Annotated in this window: 17 protein-coding genes and 2 tRNA genes; 8 read left to right on the top strand and 11 right to left on the bottom strand. The window is 60.8% G+C overall.

Annotated elements, in window-relative coordinates; translation table 11 throughout:
* The first annotated feature begins 185 nt into the window (after positions 1–185).
* The 8 genes from QMX89_RS15800 to QMX89_RS15765 all read left to right on the top strand — a co-directional run bounded on the left by QMX89_RS15800 (position 186) and on the right by QMX89_RS15765 (position 10,310).
* Positions 186–1,568 carry a polynucleotide adenylyltransferase PcnB gene (locus tag QMX89_RS15800; protein ID WP_049858681.1) on the top strand — a complete coding sequence of 461 codons (1,383 nt, stop codon included), beginning with the start codon at positions 186–188 and terminating at the stop codon, positions 1,566–1,568.
* Positions 1,569–1,570: 2 nt separating this feature from the next.
* Entirely contained in the window at positions 1,571–2,047 is a 477-nt protein-coding gene (gene folK / locus QMX89_RS15795) for a 2-amino-4-hydroxy-6-hydroxymethyldihydropteridine diphosphokinase (RefSeq protein ID WP_282348904.1), read from the top strand.
* Between the two features lie 272 nt (positions 2,048–2,319).
* Entirely contained in the window at positions 2,320–3,120 is an 801-nt protein-coding gene (panB, locus tag QMX89_RS15790) for a 3-methyl-2-oxobutanoate hydroxymethyltransferase (protein WP_282348903.1), read from the top strand.
* Positions 3,117–3,986: a pantoate--beta-alanine ligase gene (gene panC, locus QMX89_RS15785; RefSeq protein WP_282348902.1), complete on the top strand. Its 870-nt coding sequence runs from the start codon at positions 3,117–3,119 to the stop codon at positions 3,984–3,986. Before panB ends, panC begins: the two co-directional genes overlap by 4 nt.
* 219 nt (positions 3,987–4,205) lie before the next feature.
* Positions 4,206–5,870: a glucose-6-phosphate isomerase gene (pgi, locus tag QMX89_RS15780; protein ID WP_049858677.1), complete on the top strand. Its 1,665-nt coding sequence runs from the start codon at positions 4,206–4,208 to the stop codon at positions 5,868–5,870.
* A gap of 110 nt (positions 5,871–5,980) precedes the next feature.
* On the top strand, positions 5,981–6,997 hold the full coding sequence (locus tag QMX89_RS15775) for a class I SAM-dependent methyltransferase (protein WP_282348901.1): 1,017 nt from the start codon (positions 5,981–5,983) through the stop codon (positions 6,995–6,997).
* Positions 6,998–7,110: 113 nt separating this feature from the next.
* Positions 7,111–10,008: a DUF748 domain-containing protein gene (locus tag QMX89_RS15770; RefSeq protein ID WP_282348900.1), complete on the top strand. Its 2,898-nt coding sequence runs from the start codon at positions 7,111–7,113 to the stop codon at positions 10,006–10,008.
* Positions 10,005–10,310: a DUF2845 domain-containing protein gene (locus tag QMX89_RS15765; RefSeq protein ID WP_244156799.1), complete on the top strand. Its 306-nt coding sequence runs from the start codon at positions 10,005–10,007 to the stop codon at positions 10,308–10,310. The genes QMX89_RS15770 and QMX89_RS15765 overlap by 4 nt, the downstream gene beginning before the upstream one ends.
* 99 nt (positions 10,311–10,409) lie before the next feature.
* On the opposite strand, the gene QMX89_RS15760 is transcribed toward QMX89_RS15765, so the two are convergent.
* From QMX89_RS15760 to secG, 11 genes are all read right to left on the bottom strand, one after another.
* Positions 10,410–10,760 (bottom strand): BON domain-containing protein, encoded by a 351-nt coding sequence (locus QMX89_RS15760; RefSeq protein WP_043190755.1) that lies wholly within the window; start codon positions 10,758–10,760, stop codon positions 10,410–10,412.
* A gap of 321 nt (positions 10,761–11,081) precedes the next feature.
* Positions 11,082–13,187 carry a polyribonucleotide nucleotidyltransferase gene (gene pnp / locus QMX89_RS15755; RefSeq protein WP_049858673.1) on the bottom strand — a complete coding sequence of 702 codons (2,106 nt, stop codon included), beginning with the start codon at positions 13,185–13,187 and terminating at the stop codon, positions 11,082–11,084.
* Positions 13,188–13,438: 251 nt separating this feature from the next.
* Positions 13,439–13,708: a 30S ribosomal protein S15 gene (rpsO, locus tag QMX89_RS15750; RefSeq protein ID WP_043190760.1), complete on the bottom strand. Its 270-nt coding sequence runs from the start codon at positions 13,706–13,708 to the stop codon at positions 13,439–13,441.
* A gap of 143 nt (positions 13,709–13,851) precedes the next feature.
* Positions 13,852–14,769, bottom strand: coding sequence for a tRNA pseudouridine(55) synthase TruB (gene truB / locus QMX89_RS15745; RefSeq protein WP_049858672.1), 918 nt, complete (start codon positions 14,767–14,769; stop codon positions 13,852–13,854).
* Between the two features lie 5 nt (positions 14,770–14,774).
* Complete coding sequence (gene rbfA, locus QMX89_RS15740) at positions 14,775–15,176, bottom strand: 30S ribosome-binding factor RbfA (protein WP_049858671.1); 402 nt, start codon at positions 15,174–15,176, stop codon at positions 14,775–14,777.
* Positions 15,177–15,287: 111 nt separating this feature from the next.
* Positions 15,288–17,801, bottom strand: a complete 2,514-nt coding sequence (infB, locus tag QMX89_RS15735; protein ID WP_056845242.1) for a translation initiation factor IF-2 — start codon at positions 17,799–17,801, stop codon at positions 15,288–15,290.
* Positions 17,802–17,827: 26 nt separating this feature from the next.
* Positions 17,828–19,309, bottom strand: coding sequence for a transcription termination factor NusA (gene nusA, locus QMX89_RS15730; protein WP_282348897.1), 1,482 nt, complete (start codon positions 19,307–19,309; stop codon positions 17,828–17,830).
* A gap of 59 nt (positions 19,310–19,368) precedes the next feature.
* Positions 19,369–19,827 carry a ribosome maturation factor RimP gene (gene rimP / locus QMX89_RS15725; RefSeq protein ID WP_049858705.1) on the bottom strand — a complete coding sequence of 153 codons (459 nt, stop codon included), beginning with the start codon at positions 19,825–19,827 and terminating at the stop codon, positions 19,369–19,371.
* Between the two features lie 131 nt (positions 19,828–19,958).
* A tRNA-Met gene (locus QMX89_RS15720) sits at positions 19,959–20,035 on the bottom strand.
* A gap of 100 nt (positions 20,036–20,135) precedes the next feature.
* A tRNA-Leu gene (locus QMX89_RS15715) sits at positions 20,136–20,221 on the bottom strand.
* 54 nt (positions 20,222–20,275) lie between these two features.
* The gene (gene secG / locus QMX89_RS15710) at positions 20,276–20,662 is read right to left on the bottom strand and encodes a preprotein translocase subunit SecG (RefSeq protein ID WP_082223522.1); all 387 of its coding nucleotides are present in this window, start codon (positions 20,660–20,662) and stop codon (positions 20,276–20,278) included.
* Between the last annotated feature and the right edge of the window lie 4 nt (positions 20,663–20,666).

Below are 20,666 nucleotides of genomic sequence, written 5' to 3'. Positions count from 1 at the left end.
AAAACAGAGCACGCAACTACTTCTTGGGGAGCTTCGGCTCCCCTTGTAGTTTCCGGCTTTTGTCCTGCCGCTTGCGCCGACCGGCGCTGCCTCCTACACCATCCCTCGACTAAATGCTAGAATCCCCGCCCATCATGCGGTCGTTCTTCGTATATGGCCGAAAATCCCTTCAAACAGTGCATCCCATGCTGAAGAAGCTGTTCAAGTCTTTGAATACTCCCGCGCGTCACCCGCAGCACCGGCGCACCACGCCCGAAGTGCTCAATGCTGGTCAACACTCGCTGCAACGCAGCCAGTTCAGCCGCCACGCCGTGGGCATCGTCGAGCGCCTGCAGAGCGCGGGTTATCAGGCCTATCTGGTAGGCGGTTGCGTACGTGACCTCATGCTGGGCATCGTGCCCAAGGATTTCGACGTCGCCACCAGCGCCACGCCCGAACAGGTCCGTGCCGAGTTCCGCAACGCGCGCGTGATCGGCCGGCGCTTCAAGCTCGTACATATCCATTTCGGCCGCGAGATCATCGAAGTCGCAACCTTCCGTGCCAATCATCCGGAAGAAGATGACGAACAGGATGTCCATCGCTCCTCAAGCAGCGAAAGCGGGCGCATCCTGCGCGACAACGTCTACGGCACCCTGGAAGACGACGCCCAGCGCCGCGACCTGACCATCAATGCCTTGTACTACGATCCGGTCAGCGAACGGATCCTGGACTACGCCAATGGCGTGCACGATGTGCGCAACCGCCTGATTCGCCTGATCGGCGATCCGACCCAGCGCTATCAGGAAGATCCGGTGCGGATGCTGCGCGCCGTGCGCTTCGCCGCCAAGCTGGACTTCGGCATCGAGAAGCACACCGCTGCGCCGATTCGCGAACTGGCGCCGATGCTGCGCGAGATACCCTCGGCACGCCTGTTCGAGGAAGTACTCAAGCTATTCCTGTCCGGCTACGCGGCTGACACCTTCGAGATGCTGGTCGATCTGCAACTGTTCGACTCGTTGTTCCCGGCCACCACCCAGGCTCTGGAAGACACGCCGACCTACACGCACACGCTGATCAGCGAGGCGTTGCGCAATACCGACCTGCGCATCAAGCAAGGCAAGCCGGTCACCCCTGCCTTCCTGTTCGCCGCCCTGCTCTGGCCGGCGCTGCCAGCGCGCGTACTGCGCCTGCAAAGCCGCGGCATGCCACCGATCCCGGCGATGCAGGAGGCAGCGCACGAGCTGATTGCCGAACAGTGCCAACGCGTCGCCATTCCCAAACGTTTCACCATTCCGATCCGCGAGATCTGGGACATGCAGGAACGTCTGCCGCGGCGCAGTGGCAAGCGCGCCGACCTGTTGCTCGACAATCCACGTTTCCGCGCCGGCTACGACTTCCTGTTGCTGCGCGAAAAGGCCGGCGAAGAAACCGACGGCCTGGGCGAATGGTGGACCGACTATCAGGACTGCAACGACAGTGAACGCCGCGACATGATCGCCGACCTGGGTGGCAAGGACGAGTCTGGCGCGCCACGCAAGCGTCGTCGTACCGGCGCCAAACGCAGCAAGCGTGGCGAGGCCGACGAATAAGCATGGTGCGGATACACATCGGGCTGGGCAGCAATCTGGACAGCCCGCAACGGCAACTGCGAGATGCCCTGCACGCCATGGCTGGGCTGCCGGATACCCGACTGGTCGAAACTTCATCGTTCTATACCAGCGATTCACTGCTGCCAGGCCAGCCTCGCTACACCAATGCCGTGGCGGCGCTGGACACCGAGCTGGCCCCACTGGCATTGCTCGACGCACTGCAGGCGATCGAGAGCGATCAAGGCCGTGAGCGTGGCGAGCGCTGGGGGCCGCGTACTCTGGACCTGGACATCATCACCTATGCCGATCGGGTGATCGACGAGCCTCGCCTCAAGGTGCCGCACTACCATCTGCACGCACGCGCGTTCGTGCTGTATCCGTTGGCCGAGCTGGTGGACGAGGCATTCGTATTGGCCGATGGCCGCAGCCTGCGCGCGCTTCTGGCTGCCTGCCCGTTCGTGGGGCTGGACAAGCTGTAGCGCCGGTGAGGTCTCTTCCCGGGCAGAGGGCTCGCCGCCCGCCCCGCTCCCACAAAGAACGTGTTGGATTGGGCTTCCGGACCTGTGGGAGTGGGCTCTGCCCGCGAAGAGGCCTTCAACCCAATTGACTTCCCCGGTCGTGCTCACGACTATAGGCGGCCCGTTGCACCCTGAGGTGCCAAACGGCGCGAAACCAACGTTTATGCGTGGGTTTCCAAACATCACGACAGATGATGTTGTGTCGACACAGCGCCAGTCCGAGGATTTTTTTCATGCCCGAAATCACCCTGACCACCCTGCAGAGCCTCAAGCTCAAGGGTGAAAAGATCACCATGCTGACCTGCTACGACGCAACGTTCGCCCACGCCGCCTGTGCGGCGGGTGTCGAAGTGTTGCTGGTGGGCGATTCGCTGGGCATGGTTTTGCAGGGGCATGACAGCACATTGCCCGTGACCGTTGCCGACATGGCCTACCATGTGGGCAGCGTTAAACGTGGCAACCAAGGCGCGTTCATCGTGGCCGACCTGCCTTTCATGGCCTATGCCACCAGCGAGCAAACGCTGGCCAACAGCGCTTTGCTGATGCAGGCCGGGGCACACATGGTCAAGCTCGAAGGGGCTGCCTGGCTCGCCGAGCCGGTCCGCCTTCTCGCCGAGCGGGGTGTTCCCGCGTGTGTCCACCTGGGCCTGACCCCACAATCGGTCAACCTGCTCGGCGGCTACAAGGTGCAGGGACGCCAGGATATCCAGGCACGCCAGATGCGTGCCGATGCCATCGCCCTGGAACAGGCCGGCGCGGCCATGCTGCTGCTCGAGTGCGTGCCCGTCGAACTGGCAGCCGACATTGCCCAGGCGGTGAAGATTCCGGTCATCGGCATCGGCGCCGGCAGCGCCGTCGATGGCCAGGTGCTGGTGCTGCACGACATGCTCGGGTTGTCGTTGAGCGGCCGCGTGCCACGCTTCGTGAAAAACTTCATGACCGGGCAGAGCGATATTCAAGGCGCCCTGCGCGCCTATGTGAACGCCGTCAAGGCGGTTGATTTCCCTGCACCTGAACATGGATTCGCCTCATGAACACCGTCAAGACCGTCCGTGAACTGCGCGCCGCCGTGGCCCGCGCCCGTGGCGAAGGCAAGCGTATCGGCCTGGTGCCGACCATGGGCAACCTGCACAGCGGCCATGCGGCGCTGGTCGCCAAGGCCACCCAGCGTGTCGATTTCGTGGTGGCCAGTATCTTCGTCAACCCGTTGCAGTTCGGACCCAGCGAAGATCTGGACAAATACCCGCGTACCCTGGCTGCCGATCAGGAGCGGCTGGTGCAGGCAGGCTGCAGTCTGCTGTTCGCACCTTCGGCTGCCGAGATGTACCCCGACGGCATGGCCGGGCAGACCCGTGTGAGCGTTCCTCAACTGTCCGAAGGTCTGTGCGGTACCAGCCGTCCCGGCCACTTCGAAGGCGTGACGACGGTGGTCAGCAAGCTGTTCAACATGGTCCAGCCGGATCTGGCCGTCTTTGGTCAGAAGGACTATCAGCAACTGGCGGTCATTCGGGCGCTGGTGCGCGATCTCAACATGCCGATCCAGATCATCGGTGAGCCGACCGTGCGTGCCGAAGACGGCCTGGCGCTGTCGTCGCGCAACGGTTATCTGAGCAAAGAACAACGTGCCCAGGCACCGCTGCTGTACCAGGTGCTCAGTCAGGTGGCGGCACAGATCAGCCAGGGTCGTCGCGACTATCCGCTGCTGCTGGACCAGGCCAGGCAAGTCATTGCACAAGCGGGCTTCGTGCCCGAGTATCTGGAAGTACGTCACGCACTGACCCTGCGGCCAGCCACGGCCGATGACCGCGATCTGGTCATTCTGGTCGCGGCCAACCTGGGTACCACGCGACTGATCGACAACCTGCACCTGGACCTCGATCACGATCCTCAGCACGGCTGAACCGCGACCGCTCGAAAGTCGTTCACGCACCGGCCACTAGGCGCAGACAGAATGCGCGCGGCGGTTTAAGGTGGTGCAGCGTCCGAACCGTGCATTGGCAGCCGATCAGTGGCCCGCAATGACCCTGGCCGCCTGTTGGATCTTTTGATGCAACAGGCACGCAACCGGCCGAGCGTTCCAATGTCCAAAGGCAGTTCAAGAAAAAGGAAATTTGCAGCGATGGCGTACTACCGAACCCCGCACGATGTGACTACCCTGCCCGCTTGGCAGGCGCTAACCCAGCACCGCGCTGCCATGAAAGACTTCAGCATGCGCGATGCCTTCAACGCCGACCCTCAGCGTTTCGAGCATTTCTCCCTGAGCGCCTGCGGCCTGTTCCTCGACTATTCGAAAAACCTGATCGACACGCAGACCCGCGACCTGTTGGTCGAGTTGGCCAACGAAGTGGATCTGCAAGGCGCCATCAAAGCGATGTTCGCCGGCGAGCTGCTCAATGCTTCCGAAGGTCGCCCGGCTCTGCACACCGCGCTGCGCCGTCCGGTTGGCGACAAGCTCAACGTCAATGGCGTCAACGTGATGCCGGACGTGCACAAGGTTCTCAACCAGATCACCGAGCTGGTCACGCGCATCCATGACGGCCTGTGGCGCGGCTATACCGAGAAGCCGATCACCGACGTGGTGAACATCGGTATCGGTGGCTCCTTCCTCGGCCCTGAGCTGGTCTCCGAAGCCCTCCTGCCGTACGCGCAAAAAGGCGTGCGCTGTCACTACCTGGCCAACATCGACGGCAGCGAATTCCACGAGCTGTCGGCCAAGCTGCGTGCCGAGACGACCCTGTTCATCGTTTCCTCCAAGTCGTTCAGCACCCTGGAAACCTTGAAGAACGCCCAGGCCGCGCGGGGCTGGTACCTGGCACAGGGTGGTTCGGAAGCCGAGCTGTACCGTCACTTCATCGCCGTGTCGAGCAACAATGCCGCCGCTGTGGAGTTCGGTATCCGCGAGGAAAACATCTTCCCGATGTGGGACTGGGTGGGTGGGCGCTATTCGCTGTGGTCGGCCATCGGCTTGCCGATCGCCATGTCGATCGGCATGGCCAACTTCAAGGAGCTGCTGTCGGGCGCCTACACCATGGACCAGCATTTCCAGTCGGCGCCGTTCGAACAGAACATGCCGGTGCTGCTGGCCCTGCTGGGCGTGTGGTACGGCAACTTCTGGGATGCCAAGAGCCACGCGATCCTGCCGTACGACCACTACCTGCGCAACATCACCAAGCACCTGCAGCAATTGGACATGGAATCCAACGGCAAGAGCGTACGCCAGGACGGCACGCCGGTGAATATCGATACCGGCCCGGTCATCTGGGGCGGCGTCGGCTGCAACGGTCAGCATGCGTATCACCAGCTGCTGCATCAAGGCACTCACATGATCCCGGCCGACTTCATCGTCCCGGTGGTCAGCTTCAACCCGGTTGCCGACCACCATCAGTGGCTGTTCGCCAACTGCCTGTCGCAGAGCCAGGCGCTGATGCTGGGCAAGAGCCGCAGCGAGTCGGAAGCCGAACTGCGCGAACGCGGCATGGCCGAGGAAGACGTGCAGAAGCTGGCGCCGCACAAGGTCATTCCCGGCAACCGTCCGAGCAACACCCTGGTGGTCGAGCGCATCAGCCCACGTCGCCTGGGCGCGCTGGTTGCAATGTATGAGCACAAGGTGTTCGTGCAGAGCGTGCTGTGGGGCATCAACGCCTTCGATCAGTGGGGCGTGGAACTGGGCAAGGAATTGGGCAAGGGTGTCTACCAGCGTCTGATCGGTGAAAACGAAACGACTGCCGAGGATGCTTCGACCCAAGGCTTGATCAACTACTTCCGCGGCCGTCACCGCGGCTGACCCTCACACGGTCGCGACGCTGCTGGACAGCGCCGCGACCGTGCGATCCCTCGCAGCACCGGGCAATTGAGGTAGAATTGCCACCCTCCTTTTTTCGTCAGGCGCCGTGCATGCCCGCTTTGATCCAGGCGCTGCGCGCCGCCCTCGACGCTCGTTCGTCATTGCTCGACTCATTGCATGAACAGGGTACCGATTGCTATCGACTGTTCCACGGCAGCCAGGAAGGGGCCAGTGGCCTGACCGTCGACCGCTATGGCCCACAGTTGCTGGTGCAAAGCTTCCACCAGACGCTGGAGCGCGAAGACCTGTTGGCCGTGCACGGTGCGGTCGAGCAGCATCTGCAGACACCGCTACTGCTGGTGTACAACGACAGGTCACGGGGCAATTCGCGGATTGATCGGGAAGACACGGTGTATCGCGCCGAAGACGCCGCGCTGGTGGACCTGGTTGGACGTGAATGGGGCCTGAACTATCGCGTGCGTGGCCGTCATCCTGGCCAGGACCCGTTGCTGTTTCTAGACCTGCGCGATGCGCGCGGCTGGGTCAAGCAGCACAGTGCCGGCAAAAGCGTGTTGAACCTGTTCGCCTATACCTGCGGCGTTGGCTTGAGTGCAGCGGCAGGCGGTGCCCGTGAGGTGTGCAACCTGGACTTTGCCGAAGGTAACCTGGCGGTCGGTGCCGAGAACGGGGCGCTGAACCCCGAGCTTGCGCCCATGCAGTTCATCCAGTCGGACTATTTCCCGGCCATACGCCAGTTGGCCGGCCTGCCGATCACCGCGCGCCGAGGCCAGAAGCTGCCAGCCTACCCGCGCTTGCCGCAGCGTCAGTACGACCTGGTCTTTCTCGATCCACCGGCCTGGGCAAAAAGTGCATTCGGTACGGTCGATCTGCTGCGCGATTATCAGAGCCTGCTCAAACCGGCCATTCTCGCCACCGCCGAGAACGGTGTGCTGGTCTGCTGCAACAACCTGGCAAAGGTCAATCTGGACGACTGGCGCGGTCAGGTGCTGCGCTGCGCCGAAAAAGCCGGTCGGCCTGTACGCGAGTGTTCGGTACTGGCGCCAGCGGCCGATTTCCCCTCAAGCGACGGCCAGCCACCCTTGAAGACGCTGATCCTGAATTTCTAATTTTCCTACATCAACTGGTGAAAATTCCATGACTTACGCGGGCTGAGTCATAGGAACCACATTGACGTGCCATACTCCAAGCACCTCCGATCACGTCAGATGGCCCCATTTCCATGTCCAAAGGATTGAAACGCACCGCTGCCACCCTAGTGGCGCTGGTTGCGCTGTACGCGATGCTCGGTTTTCTGATCCTGCCCGGCGTAGCGCTGCGGGTAGCCAATCAGCAGCTAGCGGCCTACTCCACCGTGCCTGCACAGTTGCAGCGGCTGGAGTTCAATCCGTTCAGTCTCGAGCTGACCCTGTGGGGGCTGAAGATCGGCGAGCCTGGCGCCGAACAGATCGGTTTCGAGCGGCTGTACGCCAACCTGCAAGTGGACAGCCTATGGACCGGCGCCTTGCATCTGGTCGCAGTGGAACTGGACAGACCGCAGACTCAAGTACTGTTCGACAAAAGCGGCAAACTGAACCTGAGCGCTCTGTTCAAGCTTCCGGCCAGCGATACCGCTGCCGAGCAGGACGCGCCTTCCGAGCCCTTCGCCTTGCGCATCGGCAGCATCAAGCTGGTCGATGGGCGTTTGCATTTCAAGGATCTGCGCCCCAGCCAACCCATCGAATTTCTATACGACTCGATGAATCTGGAGCTGCAGAACCTCAGCACGCTGCCAGACGATCATGCCGACATGACCCTGGTTGCCAACAGCCCTCAGGGCGGTCGTATCGACTGGCGTGGCCGGATCGGCCTGAGCCCGGTGTCGTCCCAGGGATCGCTGAAGGTGACCGATGCGCAGATGAGCGTCTGGTGGCCGTACGTGCGCGACAGCGTGCCGTTGGTGCTGGAAAAGGGCGTGTTCACCCTGAGTGCCGATTACAACCTCAATCTGGCCAAGCAGACCGAGCTGAAACTGGACAAGGTGGCCCTTAGCGTCGCGCCCTTCGCGATCGCAGCTCCCGATGGACGTCCCCTGGCTCGACTCGAGCGCCTGGACGTCAGCGACACATCGGTCGACCTGGTCAAGCAACAGGTCAGTGTCGGTCGGATACGCAGTCACAAGCTGGAAACCTGGGCCGCCCGCGAGGCGGATGGGCAGCTCGACTGGCAGAAGCTGTTCGCAAGCTCGGCACCGCAGCAGCCAGCACCCAAAGAACCGACGAATTCGCCGGCCAAGCCCTGGCAGGTGCTGCTCAAGGATGTCCAGCTGCGTGACTACCAGGTGCATCTGGCCGACCGTGTGCCTACCGATGAGGTCGCCGTAAACGTGGGTCCACTCAACCTGGACCTGCATGACTTCGACAGCCTCAACGGCGCGCCCTTCACCCTCAAGCTCGATACCGGCCTGGGCAAGCAAGGTCGTGTACAGGCCAGCGGCGAGGTCAGTCTGGCGCCGGTTGCTGCCCGCATGAAGGTCAGCACTCAGGACATCGACCTGCGTATCGCGCAGGCCTACATCAGTCCGCTGATTCGTCTGGAACTGCGCAGCGGCATGCTCGACAGCGATCTCTATGTGCAACTGACCGGCACCGAACCCCTAGCCATGACCGTATCCGGTCGCGCCGAAGTCGATCAATTGCACACGCTCGATACGCTCAAGGAGCGCGACTTCGTCAAATGGCAGCACCTGACCCTGACCGGTCTGGAGTATCGCCACGGCGATCGCCTGGACATCGAGCGGGTCCAGCTGCAGCAGCCGTATGCGCGCTTCATGATCAACGAGGACCGCACCACCAATATCGACGACCTGCTGATTCCGCAACCGGCGCAGCCCGCCGAGCCGGCTCGGGCTGGCAAACCGGCCAACTCGGAAAAGCCACTGGGCATCCGCATCGGCGCCGTGGACATCGACAACGGCTCAGCCAACTTCGCCGACTTCAGCCTGACGCCGAACTTCGCCACGGCCGTCCAGCAACTCAACGGGCGCATCGGCACCATCGACAACCGCCAGGCCAAGCCTGCGCGCATCGACATCCAGGGCAAGGTCGATCGCTATGCGCCGGTGACCATTTCCGGTGCGCTGAACCCTTTCGATCCGATGGCCAGCCTGGACATCACCACCAGCTTCAAGCGCGTGGAACTGACCACGCTGACGCCCTACTCGGGCAAGTTCGCCGGTTATCGCATTCGCAAGGGCCGTCTGAATCTGGATCTGCACTACCTGATCACCAAAGGCCAGCTCAAGGCAGAAAACAAGCTGCTGGTGGAACAACTGCAGTTGGGTGACAAGGTCGACAGCCCCGACGCAGTGGATCTGCCGTTGCGGCTGGCGATTGCGCTGCTCAAGGATTCCGAGGGCAAGATTGCCATCGAGCTGCCGGTGAGTGGCGACCTCAACAGCCCCCAGTTCAGCGTCATGCCGATCGTCTGGCAGACCCTGCGCAATCTCATGGTCCGCGCCGCTCAGGCACCGTTCAAGTTCATTGGCGGGCTGGTCAGTGGTGGTGGGTCGCAGGATCTGAGCACCGTGTCGTTCCGCCCAGGCTCCGACGAGCTCAGTGCCGAGGCGCAAGCGGCGCTGATGAAGCTGGCGACCGCCTTGAAGGAACGTCCGACCTTGCGTCTGGAAATCGAGGGCACCAGCGCCCAGGCCAGCGACGGCCCGCTGATTGCTCAACAGCGGCTGGAGCGCGAATACCAGAGCACCTACTATAAGATGGCCCAGCGCCGCGGCGACAAGGTCCCGGCCACGGCTGCCGAGATGCAGGTGCCCGAAGACGACAAACCGCCGATGCTCGAAGCCATCTACCGCACGCGACTCAAAGGCCAGCCGCCGGCGGAATGGCAACAGCTAGACAGCAAAGCACGCGCCGACAAGTTGCGTGAAGCAGTGCTCAAGTCGTGGGCGTCGAACAACGCGTTGCTGCGCCAGCTGGGTCAGGCGCGCGCGGGCAGCATCAAGGACTTCCTGGTCGACAAGGGCCAACTGGCTGACGAGCGCGTGTACTTCATCGATGCGGCCCTGGGTCAGGCTGAAAAAGACGGACGCATCATCACCCCACTGCATCTGGATGCCGAATGAACAAGTTGATTTGGATGAGCTGCGCGCCCTTGTTACTGGCGCTGTGCGACACGGCGGGCGCCGCCTCGACGATGCGCTGCGGCAGTACTCTGGTGTCGCTGAATGATCGTACGGTTCAGGTCGAGCAGAAGTGTGGTGCTCCCGCGAGCAAGGCACAGACTGGCTATGAGCGCTCGGGCCCGATCAATCGGCGCGTTGAACTGCCCATCGAAGAATGGGTGTATGGACCGTCCAACGGCATGAGTCAGTACTTGAAGTTCGTCGGTAGCCGTCTGGTGGAGATCGAGAGCAGCCGTAACTGATTCGGCACTGATTGGTATCCAATTCGCGGGCATAAAAAAGCCCCGGCGCAGCACGCCGGGGCTTTGAGTGGCCACATCCCTGTGGCCTTCGCATGAAACTTACTCGGCTTTCAGGCCATCGGCGGAAACAGCTTTCACGCCTTTGATTGCCTTGGTGATACGCACGGCAGTAGCCTTCTGTGCTTCAGTCACAGCGACGGTCGACGACAGGGAAACCACGCCTTTGTTGGTTTCTACCTTGATGTCGGTGCCTGGAATGCCTTTCTCGGTGACCAGATCGGATTTGACCTTGGTGGTGATCCAAGTGTCGGAAGTTGCTTCTTTGGCGTGAGTAACTTCACCAGCAGCAACCACCATAGGAGCCTGGGTGGACTGTTGAGCGAAAGCAGCGTTGGCCATGGTCAGGGTCAGCGCGGTAGCAGTAGCGGCAGCAATAGCGAACTTCTTCATACGATTCACTCCTGTTTTTTGAAAAGGTCTGCGACCATTTAATGTCTTGGTGGCAGGTGACAGGGATATTGCAGGCGTCATGCCAACCTGCTTCTCGCTATAAAAGACTTAAAAATCAATAACTTATAATTCTCCGAAAACCGTACTATCGTGCAGTTTGCACGCTCGTACAGTTTTTTGCGTGCAAGTTGCAAGTCCGCAAAAGTTCCCTGCTCACTTCAATCTTTCACCTGCAGAGCTTTCAGCTTTTTAACCGCTACTCAGTGAACTCCAAGGCGAAAAAAAAGAGCCCCGAAGGGCTCTTTCTTCACACCCGCGGGTTTAGACGCCCGAGGCCTTGGCAGCAGCAACGTCCTTGATGGACAGCTTGATACGGCCGCGGTTGTCGACGTCCAGCACCAGTACTTCGACTTCCTGACCTTCCTTGAGGATGTCGGTCACTTTCTCTACGCGTGCATCGCTGAGCATGGAGATGTGAACCAGACCGTCCTTGCCCGGCAGGATGTTGACGAATGCACCGAAGTCGACGATGCGCTCGACCTTGCCGACGTAGATCTTGCCGATCTCGGCTTCTGCGGTGATGCCCAGAACGCGCTGACGAGCAGCTTCAGCGGCTTCCTTGGACTCGCCGAAGATCTTGATCGAGCCATCGTCTTCGATGTCGATCGAAGCCTTGGTTTCCTCGCAGATGGCACGGATGGTTGCGCCACCCTTGCCGATCACGTCGCGGATCTTGTCGGTGTCGATCTTCATGGCGATCATGGTCGGAGCGTTTTCCGACAGCTCGGTACGCGAGGTACCGATGATCTGGTTCATCTGACCGAGGATGTTCAGGCGCGCTTCCAGAGCCTGGCCCAGGGCGATTTCCATGATCTCTTCGGTGATGCCGTTGATCTTGATGTCCATCTGCAGCGCAGTGACGCCCTTGGCCGTACCGGCGACCTTGAAGTCCATGTCGCCCAGGTGGTCTTCGTCACCCAGGATGTCGGTCAGGATGGCGAACTTCTCGCCTTCCTTGACCAGACCCATGGCGATACCGGCCACCGGCGCCTTCATCGGCACACCGGCGTCCATCAGGGCCAGGGAAGCACCGCAGACCGACGCCATGGAGCTTGAACCGTTGGACTCGGTGATCTCCGATACCACGCGGATGGTGTACGGGAACACGTCGGCGGCGGGCAGCATGGCCTGTACCGAACGACGGGCCAGACGGCCGTGACCGATTTCGCGACGGCCTGCACCGCCCATGCGACCACACTCGCCCACCGAGAACGGAGGGAAGTTGTAGTGCAGCATGAAGGGGTCTTTCTTCTCGCCTTCCAGGGTGTCCAGCAACTGCGCGTCGCGGGCGGTGCCCAGGGTCGCGACGACCAGCGCCTGGGTTTCACCACGGGTGAACAGGGCCGAACCGTGGGTCTTGGGCAGTACACCGACTTCAATGTTCAGCGGACGCACGGTCTTGGTGTCGCGACCGTCGATGCGTGGCTTGCCGTTGACGATGTTTTCGCGAACGGTGCGGTACTCGATCTCGCCGAAGATTTCCTTCACTTCGGCTGCGGTCGGCTGACCTTCTTCGCCGGAGAACTTGGCAATTACCTGCTCACGCAGCTCGCCCAGCTTGGCGTAGCGATCGGCCTTGACGGTGATGGTGTAGGCCTGGGAAACGGCGTCGCCGAATTCGCCACGGATCGCGCCGAGCAGCTCGGTGTTCCAGGCTTTCGGCGTCCAGCTCCAGGTAGGCTTGGCGGCTTCGGCAGCCAGCTCGCCAACGGCCTTGATGACCGACTGGAACTCGTCGTGGGCGAACAGCACAGCGCCCAGCATCTGGTCTTCGGTCAGCTCTTTGGCTTCCGATTCAACCATCAGCACGGCGTCTTTGGTACCGGCCACGACCATGTCCAGGCTCGACGCCTGCTGCTGCTCGTAGGTCGGGTTCAGCAGGTAGCCAGTGCTCTCGTGGAAAGCCACGCGCGCAGCGCCGATCGGACCATCGAACGGAATGCCGGAAATAGCCAGAGCTGCGGAGGTACCGATCATCGCAGCGATGTCCGGATCGGTTTTCTTGCTGGTGGAAACGACGGTGCAGACGACCTGCACTTCGTTCATGAAGCCTTCTGGGAACAGGGGGCGGATCGGGCGATCGATCAAACGCGAAGTCAGGGTTTCTTTTTCGGAAGGACGGCCTTCACGCTTGAAGAAACCACCGGGGATCTTGCCGGCAGCGTAGGTCTTTTCCTGGTAGTGCACGGACAGCGGGAAAAAGCCTTTGCCTGGATCGGCTTGCTTGGCACCTACCACGGTGACCAGCACAGTCACGTCGTTATCGACGGTGACCAGTACGGCGCCGGAGGCTTGACGGGCAATGCGGCCCGTTTCGAGGGTTACGGTCGATTGACCGAATTGAAACGTCTTGATTACCGGGTTCACGGTTTCCTACCTTCTGTTGGCTCTTGGGGGAACTGGTTTCTTGCGAAATTCTTGGGCAGAGCGGGGAATCGGCCCCGTTGACCGTCCAGATACAACTTGAGGCTGGGAGCCTGCCCGCCCCTGCGAGAAACCCGCTGGGGTACGACAGACAACCAACCTCAGGATTGCGCGTGGCGCCCTCGCAGGCCCGAGCTTGTGCCCAGGCCTGCGAACATGGCGAACCACGCTTGTCACCGCGTGTCGAGCCGCTATTAGCGACGCAGACCCAGACGACCGATCAGGGCGCTGTAACGGGTGACGTCCTTGCCCTTCAGGTAGTCCAGCAGCTTGCGGCGCTGGTTGACCATGCGGATCAGACCACGACGCGAGTGGTGGTCTTTGCCGTTGGCCTTGAAGTGACCCTGCAGCTTGTTGATGTTGTGCGTCAGCAGTGCAACCTGCACTTCTGGCGAACCGGTATCACCAACGGCTTGCTGGTAGTCGGCAACGATTTGAGCTTTGTCTTCAACGCTAAGAGCCATGAGGCATCTCCACTATCAAGGGCACTGCATGCAGTGCCCAACAGGCCAGGGCAGAACCCTGTATTCATGAGAAGAGGTGCGACCGTGCCTGTTGACAGCCGTCCTCGACCAGCCGTCACGAACACCGTGACGACCGGGATCGGTCATTCCGACCGAATCAAGCGACGCGGCGCAATGCGCCCGTCTTCGCTCACTTCACCGATACCGATGAAGCGACCATTGTGATCCTGTACCCGCACCATGCCGAACTTGGGGGCTTCCGGGGCCCTTACCGGCTGGCCATGAAGCCAGTAGAACGCACTGTGCTCCGAGAATTGAAGCAGTGGCCAATCCTGCAGGCCGCTGTCCGATGGCAGCAGAAACTTGTCCACCGCCTCGTTTCCGCCCTCGGCATGCACCGCTTCAAGCTCTTCGAGCGTCACGGTTTGCGCCAGGCTGAACGGGCCCGCCTGGGTCCGACGCAGCTCGGCGACGTACGCACCACACCCCAACGCCTCGCCGATGTCCTCGACCAGGGTCCGAATGTAGGTGCCTTTGCTGCAGTCCACGGCGAACCGCGCGGTGGTCTGCTCGCAGCCAAGCAATTCGAGCCGCGCAATAGTAACAGAACGCGGCTCGCGCTCCACTACTTCACCGGCACGCGCCAGTTTGTAGAGCGGCTGGCCGTCACGCTTGAGCGCCGAGTACATCGGCGGTACCTGGCTGATCTGCCCGCGGAATCGAGGCAACACGGCTTCGATGTCGGACTGACCGACGGTCACCTCGCGGGTCTGCAGAACCTCGCCCTCGGCATCGGCCGTGGTCGTGGTCTTGCCCAACTGGGCCAATGTCTCATAGCCCTTGTCGGAGTCGAGCAGGTACTGGGAGAATTTGGTCGCCTCGCCAAAGCACAGCGGCAGCACGCCGGTAGCCAAGGGGTCGAGACTGCCGGTATGACCGGCCTTCTCGGCATTGAGCAGCCAGCGCACTTTCTGCAAAGCGGCGTTGGAAGTGAACCCCAGTGGCTTGTCCAGCAGGATGATGCCACTGACGTTGCGACGGATACGCTTGACCTGAGCCACCGGGATTACTCCTTGGACTCTTCGGCCGAATCGTCTGCGTGATGCTGGCTGTCTTCGGCCACGGCACGCTCGATCAACGCCGAGAGATGAGCGCCACGGCTCACGCTTTCGTCGTAGTGGAAATGCAGTTGCGGCACGCTGCGCAGCTTCATTTCCTTGGCCAACTGCATGCGCAGGAAGCCGGCGGCCGAGTTCAGCACCTTGATGCTCTGGGCGATATCGGCAGCGCTGTCCTGACCCATGACGGTGATGAACACCTTGGCATGGCCGACATCGCGGCTGACTTCCACCGCCGTGATGGTGACCAGGCCGACGCGTGGATCCTTGACTTCGCGACGGATCAGTTGCGCCAGCTCGCGCTGCATCTGATCGCCGATGCGCTGGGTACGGCTGTATTCTTTTGCCATGTTTCATTACCTGTAACTAGAGCGGCAAACGCCCGATCAGGCTGGGCCGGATCGGGCGTTGCGTTTAGAACCTGCCCGGCGATGGCCGGACCGGTTCCTGGAGGTCGCGGCTTAGAGGGTACGAGCCACTTGGACTTTCTCGAAGACTTCGATCTTGTCACCGACCTTGACGTCGTTGTAGCTCTTGACGCCGATACCGCATTCCATGCCGGCACGCACTTCGGACGCATCGTCCTTGAAGCGACGCAGCGATTCCAGCTCGCCTTCGAAGATCACGATGTCTTCGCGCAGTACACGGATCGGACGGTTGCGGAAGACCACACCCTCGATGACCATGCAGCCGGCGATCGCACCGAACTTCGGCGAACGGAACACGTCACGCACTTCGGCGATACCCAGGATGTTCTCGCGAACATCGCTGCCGAGCATACCGGTCAGGGCTTTCTTGACATCTTCGATGATGTCGTAGATCACGTTGTAGTAACGCATATCCAGACCTTCCTGCTCGACGATCTTGCGCGCGCCAGCATCGGCCCGCACGTTGAAGCCGAACAGTACCGCTGTCGAAGCCAGGGCCAGGTTGGCATCGGATTCGGTGATACCACCGACGCCGCCACCGACCACACGCACCTGCACTTCGTCGTTGCCCAGGCCGTTCAAGGCGCCCTGCAACGCTTCCAGCGATCCACGGACGTCGGATTTGAGGACGATGTTGAGCGTCTTCTTCTCTTCCTGGCCCATGTTCTCGAAGATGTTTTCCAGCTTGCCGGCGTGAGCACGGGCCAGCTTGACTTCGCGGAACTTGCCTTGACGGAACAGAGCCACTTCACGGGCTTTCTTCTCGTCGGCAACCACGCTCATCTCGTCGCCAGCATCCGGGGTACCGTCAAGGCCCAGGATCTCGACCGGGATGGCCGGACCGGCTTCCTTGATCGGCTTGCCGTTCTCGTCGAGCATGGCCCGTACACGGCCGTAGTTCGAACCGACCAGCACCATGTCGCCCTGACGCAGCGTACCGTCCTGAACCAGCACGGTGGCTACCGGACCGCGGCCCTTGTCCAGGCGCGATTCGACGACCACACCACGGCCAGGAGCCGAAGGCGTTGCGGTCAATTCCAGTACTTCAGCCTGCAGCAACACAGCTTCGAGCAATTCGTCGACGCCCGTACCTTGCTTGGCCGAAACCGGTACGAACGGGGTGTCGCCGCCCCACTCTTCGGAAGTCACACCGTGAACCGACAGCTCGCTGCGGATACGGTCCAGGTCGGCACCCGGCTTGTCGATCTTGTTCACCGCGACCACCAGTGGCACGCCAGCGGCTTTCGCATGCTGAACGGCTTCGATGGTTTGCGGCATCACGCCGTCGTCCGCCGCGACCACCAGGATCACGATGTCCGTCGCCTTGGCACCACGGGCACGCATCGCGGTAAACGCGGCGTGGCCCGGGGTGTCGAGGAAGGTGACCATGCCGCGCTCGGTTTCAACGTGGTAGGCACCGATGTGCTGGGTAATGCCGCCGGCTTCACCAGCAGCGACCTTGGCACGACGGATGTAGTCGAGCAGCGAGGTCTTGCCGTGGTCAACGTGGCCCATGACGGTCACGACCGGAGCACGAGCGAAGGCTTCACCTTCGAACTTCAGCGATTCGGCCAGGGAATCTTCCAGGGCGGTGTCGCTGACCAGGGTCACCTTGTGGCCCAGCTCCTCGGCAACCAGCTGAGCAGTTTCCTGATCCAGCACCTGGTTGATGGTGGCCGGAGTGCCCAGCTTGAACATGAACTTGATGATCTCGGCAGCCTTGACCGACATCTGTGCAGCGAGATCGCCGACAGAGATGGTCTCGCCGATTTTCACGTCACGCACCAGAGGACCGGTAGGGCTCTGGAAGCCGTGGGCGTTGCGCTTCTTCAGCTTGCCCTTGCCACGACCGCCACGACGGAAGCCATCGCTTTCTTCGTCGGTGGTACGAGGCGCGGCGCGCGGAGTCGGAGCCTTCTCCTTGACGGTGGCACGGTGAGGCTGGTTCTTGCGCTCGCCATCACTATTGCCACTGCCGCTGCGACGGTCGTCGTTGCGCGGCTTGTCGGGACGACGAGGCTCTTCCTTCTTGCGCTCGGGCGCCGGTGCCGGAGCAACGGCAGCCACATCGACGCTCGGCGCCGATGGAGCTGGCGCCGGTGCGGCAGGGGCGTCCGCCTGAACGGTGCTGCCAGGCTGCTTGCGTGCTTCTTCTTCGGCACGCGAACGGGCTTCCTGCTCAGCCTTCTGACGGGCAGCATTTTCCGCTGCGCGACGCTCTTCGAGCTCACGCTTCTGCTCGGCCTGGATTTCTTCCGGGCTGCGCTGAACGAATACTTTCTTCTTGCGTACTTCTACGCTGATGCTCTTGCTACCGGCCACACGCAGGGTGCTTTGGGTCTTGCGCTGCAAGGTAATCTTGCGCGGTTCTTCCGCTTTCGCCTTGTGGCTGCTTTTCAAATGAGCCAGCAGAGCCTGCTTCTCATTGTCGGTCACAACTTGTCCGGCGTCGGTGTGCGGCAGACCTGCCTCACGCATCTGCTGAAGCAGGCGCTCTACCGGTGCGGCGACCTCTTGGGCCAATTCTTTCACCGTGACTTGCGTCATGCACTTCTCTCCTCAGGCCGCGCCAATTACTCGAACCAATGGGCTCGGGCGGCCATGATCAACTTGCCGGCACGATCTTGGTCAATGCCGTCGATGTCGAGCAGGTCGTCAATCGACTGCTCGGCCAGGTCTTCGCGGGTAACTACGCCGCGCACCGCCAGTTCCATCGCCAAATCCTTGTCCATACCCTCAAGCGAGAGCAGGTCTTCGGCCGGATGGGCGTCTGCCAGCTTTTCCTCTGTAGCGATGGCTTTGGTCAACAAGCGATCCTTGGCCCGAGCGCGAAGCTCGTTGACGATATCTTCGTCAAAGCCGTCGATGTTGAGCATCTCTTCCAACGGTACGTAGGCAATCTCTTCCAGGCTTGTGAAACCTTCGTCAACCAGTACCTGGGCCAGTTCTTCATCGACTTCCAGCTCATCGATGAAGTTGCGCAGGATGTCACCGGTTTCCGCTTGCTGCTTGGCCTGGATGTCCGATTCGGTCATCACGTTCAGTGTCCAGCCGGTCAACTGGCTGGCCAGACGCACGTTCTGACCGCCACGACCGATGGCCTGAGCCAGGTTGTCGGCGCCCACGGCGATGTCCATGGCATGGGCGTCTTCGTCGACGATGATGGCCGCGACTTCCGCCGGGGACATGGCATTGATGACGAACTGTGCCGGGTTATCGTCCCAGAGGACGATGTCGACGCGCTCGCCGCCCAACTCGCCGGACACAGCCTGCACACGCGATCCGCGCATGCCGATACAGGCACCCTGCGGGTCGATGCGCTTGTCCTTGGAGCGAACGGCGATCTTGGCGCGCGAACCCGGATCACGGGATGCGGCCATGACTTCAATGAGGCCTTCAGCGATTTCCGGCACTTCGATGCGGAACAGCTCGATGAGCATTTCCGGCACGGTGCGCGAAAGAATCAGTTGAGGACCACGGTTTTCGGTACGGATTTCCTTGAGCAGTGCACGCAAGCGCACACCGACACGGAAGGTTTCCCGCGAAATGATATCTTCCCGAGCCAACAGGGCCTCGGCGTTGTTGCCCAGGTCGACGATGACATTGTCACGGGTCACTTTCTTGACCGTACCCGAGATGATCTCGCCCAGACGCTCGCGGTAAGCGTCGACCACCTGGGCGCGCTCGGCTTCGCGAACCTTCTGCACGATGACCTGCTTGGCGGTCTGTGCAGCGATACGACCGAACTCGATGGAGTCGATCTTCTCTTCGATGACATCACCCACCTTGGCTTCGGGATGGGTCAATACAACCTTGCTCGGCCAGGTTTCGATGGCCGGATCGTCCAGATCGGCTTCCTCGACGACCGTCCAGCGACGGAAGGTTTCATAGGAACCGGTGTGGCGATTGATTTCCACGCGAAGATCCACTTCGTCTTCGAAGCGTTTCTTGGTCGCGGTCGCCAGAGCAATCTCCAGCGCTTCGAATATTACGCCTGCCGGTACACCCTTTTCATTGGATACCGACTCAACAACCAGCAGTACTTCTTTGCTCATCGTACGCCTCGCCTTTCGCAAGCCATTGGATCCGCGGGACCCGCAGTATCTGGCACGTCTCAGTCAAAACTGGGAATGATATTGGCCTTGTCGATCGAATCGATCGGCAGCAGGAATTCGTGTTCGTCTACTCGAATCACGACATCCTGATCCTCCACACCGTGGAGAAGGCCCTGAAAGTTGCGTCGTCCTTCGAAAGGCGCGCGCAGCTTTATCTTTACTTGTGCTCCGGCGTACGCTGCAAACTGTTCGATGGTGAACAGCGGGCGTTCCATGCCTGGAGAAGAAACTTCAAGGGTGTATTCGACCGTGATGGGATCTTCGACATCCAGCACACCACTGAGCTGGCGGCTGACGATGGCGCAGTCGTCCACCAGCACGCCGCCCTCTTTATCGATATAGACACGCAAAAGTGAATGGCGGCCTTGAGCCGAAAACTCAATACCCCAGCATTCATAGCCTAGGGCCACGACCACCGGGGCCAACAAGGCCTGCAACTGTTCTAGCTTGCTCGACACCTGAACCCCCTCGTGCATGCTGTGCAAATAAAAAATGGGCGAAGCGCCCATCCCGGATACGCCGTTGAATACCGGCGCTAAGAACTGTCCAGCTAACAAAAAGCCCCTTTGAAAAGGGGCCTTGCTAAAACTGGTTGCGGGAGCTGGATTTGAACCAACGACCTTCGGGTTATGAGCCCGACGAGCTACCAGACTGCTCCATCCCGCGACAAAGCTGGGGCGAAAGTATACGACCGAACCCGTTTTGGGTCAATCCAAGCTTCCACCGACAAGAAAGCCCGCAACAGCGGGCTCTCCTGATTACTAATTGGTACCGAGAAGGGGACTCGAACCCCTACACCCTATGGGCACAACCACCTCAAGGTTGCGTGTCTACCAATTCCACCACCTCGGCAATACAACGTTTGAAACCCTTACCGCTTTTGTAACCCTGATGCCCTTTCGAGAATCATTTTTGCTCTTGAGCCTGAGGAACGTCAGCAGCAGGAGCCGCATCGGTCTTTTGCTCTTGAAGCACCGGAACATCATCTGTAGCCGGCTTCTGCCGTGGTGCTTCGATAACCGCTGGATCTGGCAAACCTACTTGAGTCAGCTGTTGAGCTTTCTCTTTAGCAAAGTAACCTAACCCCAAGCTGGTTATGAAGAAACAGGCGGCAAGTATAGCAGTAAACTTACTAAGAAAGGTAGAGGAACCTTGGCTTCCGAAGACAGTATTTGATGCACCTGCCCCGAACGACGCGCCAGCGTCCGCACCTTTACCCTGTTGCAGCAAAACCAGAGCGACGACGCTCAGGGCACCCAACAGATGAAGAACGACTACGACTGTTTCCAGCATTTTC

It is taken from the genome of Pseudomonas sp. PS01301 (genome assembly GCF_029960215.1).
Classification (GTDB): Bacteria; Pseudomonadota; Gammaproteobacteria; order Pseudomonadales; family Pseudomonadaceae; genus Aquipseudomonas; species Aquipseudomonas coleopterorum.
This window is presented reverse-complemented; position numbering and strand designations above follow the sequence as displayed.

Bases quoted from the DNA above. Each gene is read 5' to 3' on its own strand.
- rpsO (WP_043190760.1), bottom strand. From the start codon at position 13,708: ATGGCTCTTAGCGTTGAAGACAAAGCTCAAATCGTTGCCGACTACCAG.
- nusA (WP_282348897.1), bottom strand. From the start codon at position 19,309: ATGAGCAAAGAAGTACTGCTGGTTGTTGAGTCGGTATCCAATGAAAAG.
- folK (WP_282348904.1), top strand. From the start codon at position 1,571: ATGGTGCGGATACACATCGGGCTGGGCAGCAATCTGGACAGCCCGCAA.
- QMX89_RS15775 (WP_282348901.1), top strand. From the start codon at position 5,981: ATGCCCGCTTTGATCCAGGCGCTGCGCGCCGCCCTCGACGCTCGTTCG.
- QMX89_RS15760 (WP_043190755.1), bottom strand. From the start codon at position 10,760: ATGAAGAAGTTCGCTATTGCTGCCGCTACTGCTACCGCGCTGACCCTG.
- QMX89_RS15770 (WP_282348900.1), top strand. From the start codon at position 7,111: ATGTCCAAAGGATTGAAACGCACCGCTGCCACCCTAGTGGCGCTGGTT.
- QMX89_RS15800 (WP_049858681.1), top strand. From the start codon at position 186: ATGCTGAAGAAGCTGTTCAAGTCTTTGAATACTCCCGCGCGTCACCCG.
- panC (WP_282348902.1), top strand. From the start codon at position 3,117: ATGAACACCGTCAAGACCGTCCGTGAACTGCGCGCCGCCGTGGCCCGC.
- pgi (WP_049858677.1), top strand. From the start codon at position 4,206: ATGGCGTACTACCGAACCCCGCACGATGTGACTACCCTGCCCGCTTGG.
- secG (WP_082223522.1), bottom strand. From the start codon at position 20,662: ATGCTGGAAACAGTCGTAGTCGTTCTTCATCTGTTGGGTGCCCTGAGC.
- rbfA (WP_049858671.1), bottom strand. From the start codon at position 15,176: ATGGCAAAAGAATACAGCCGTACCCAGCGCATCGGCGATCAGATGCAG.
- panB (WP_282348903.1), top strand. From the start codon at position 2,320: ATGCCCGAAATCACCCTGACCACCCTGCAGAGCCTCAAGCTCAAGGGT.
- QMX89_RS15765 (WP_244156799.1), top strand. From the start codon at position 10,005: ATGAACAAGTTGATTTGGATGAGCTGCGCGCCCTTGTTACTGGCGCTG.
- infB (WP_056845242.1), bottom strand. From the start codon at position 17,801: ATGACGCAAGTCACGGTGAAAGAATTGGCCCAAGAGGTCGCCGCACCG.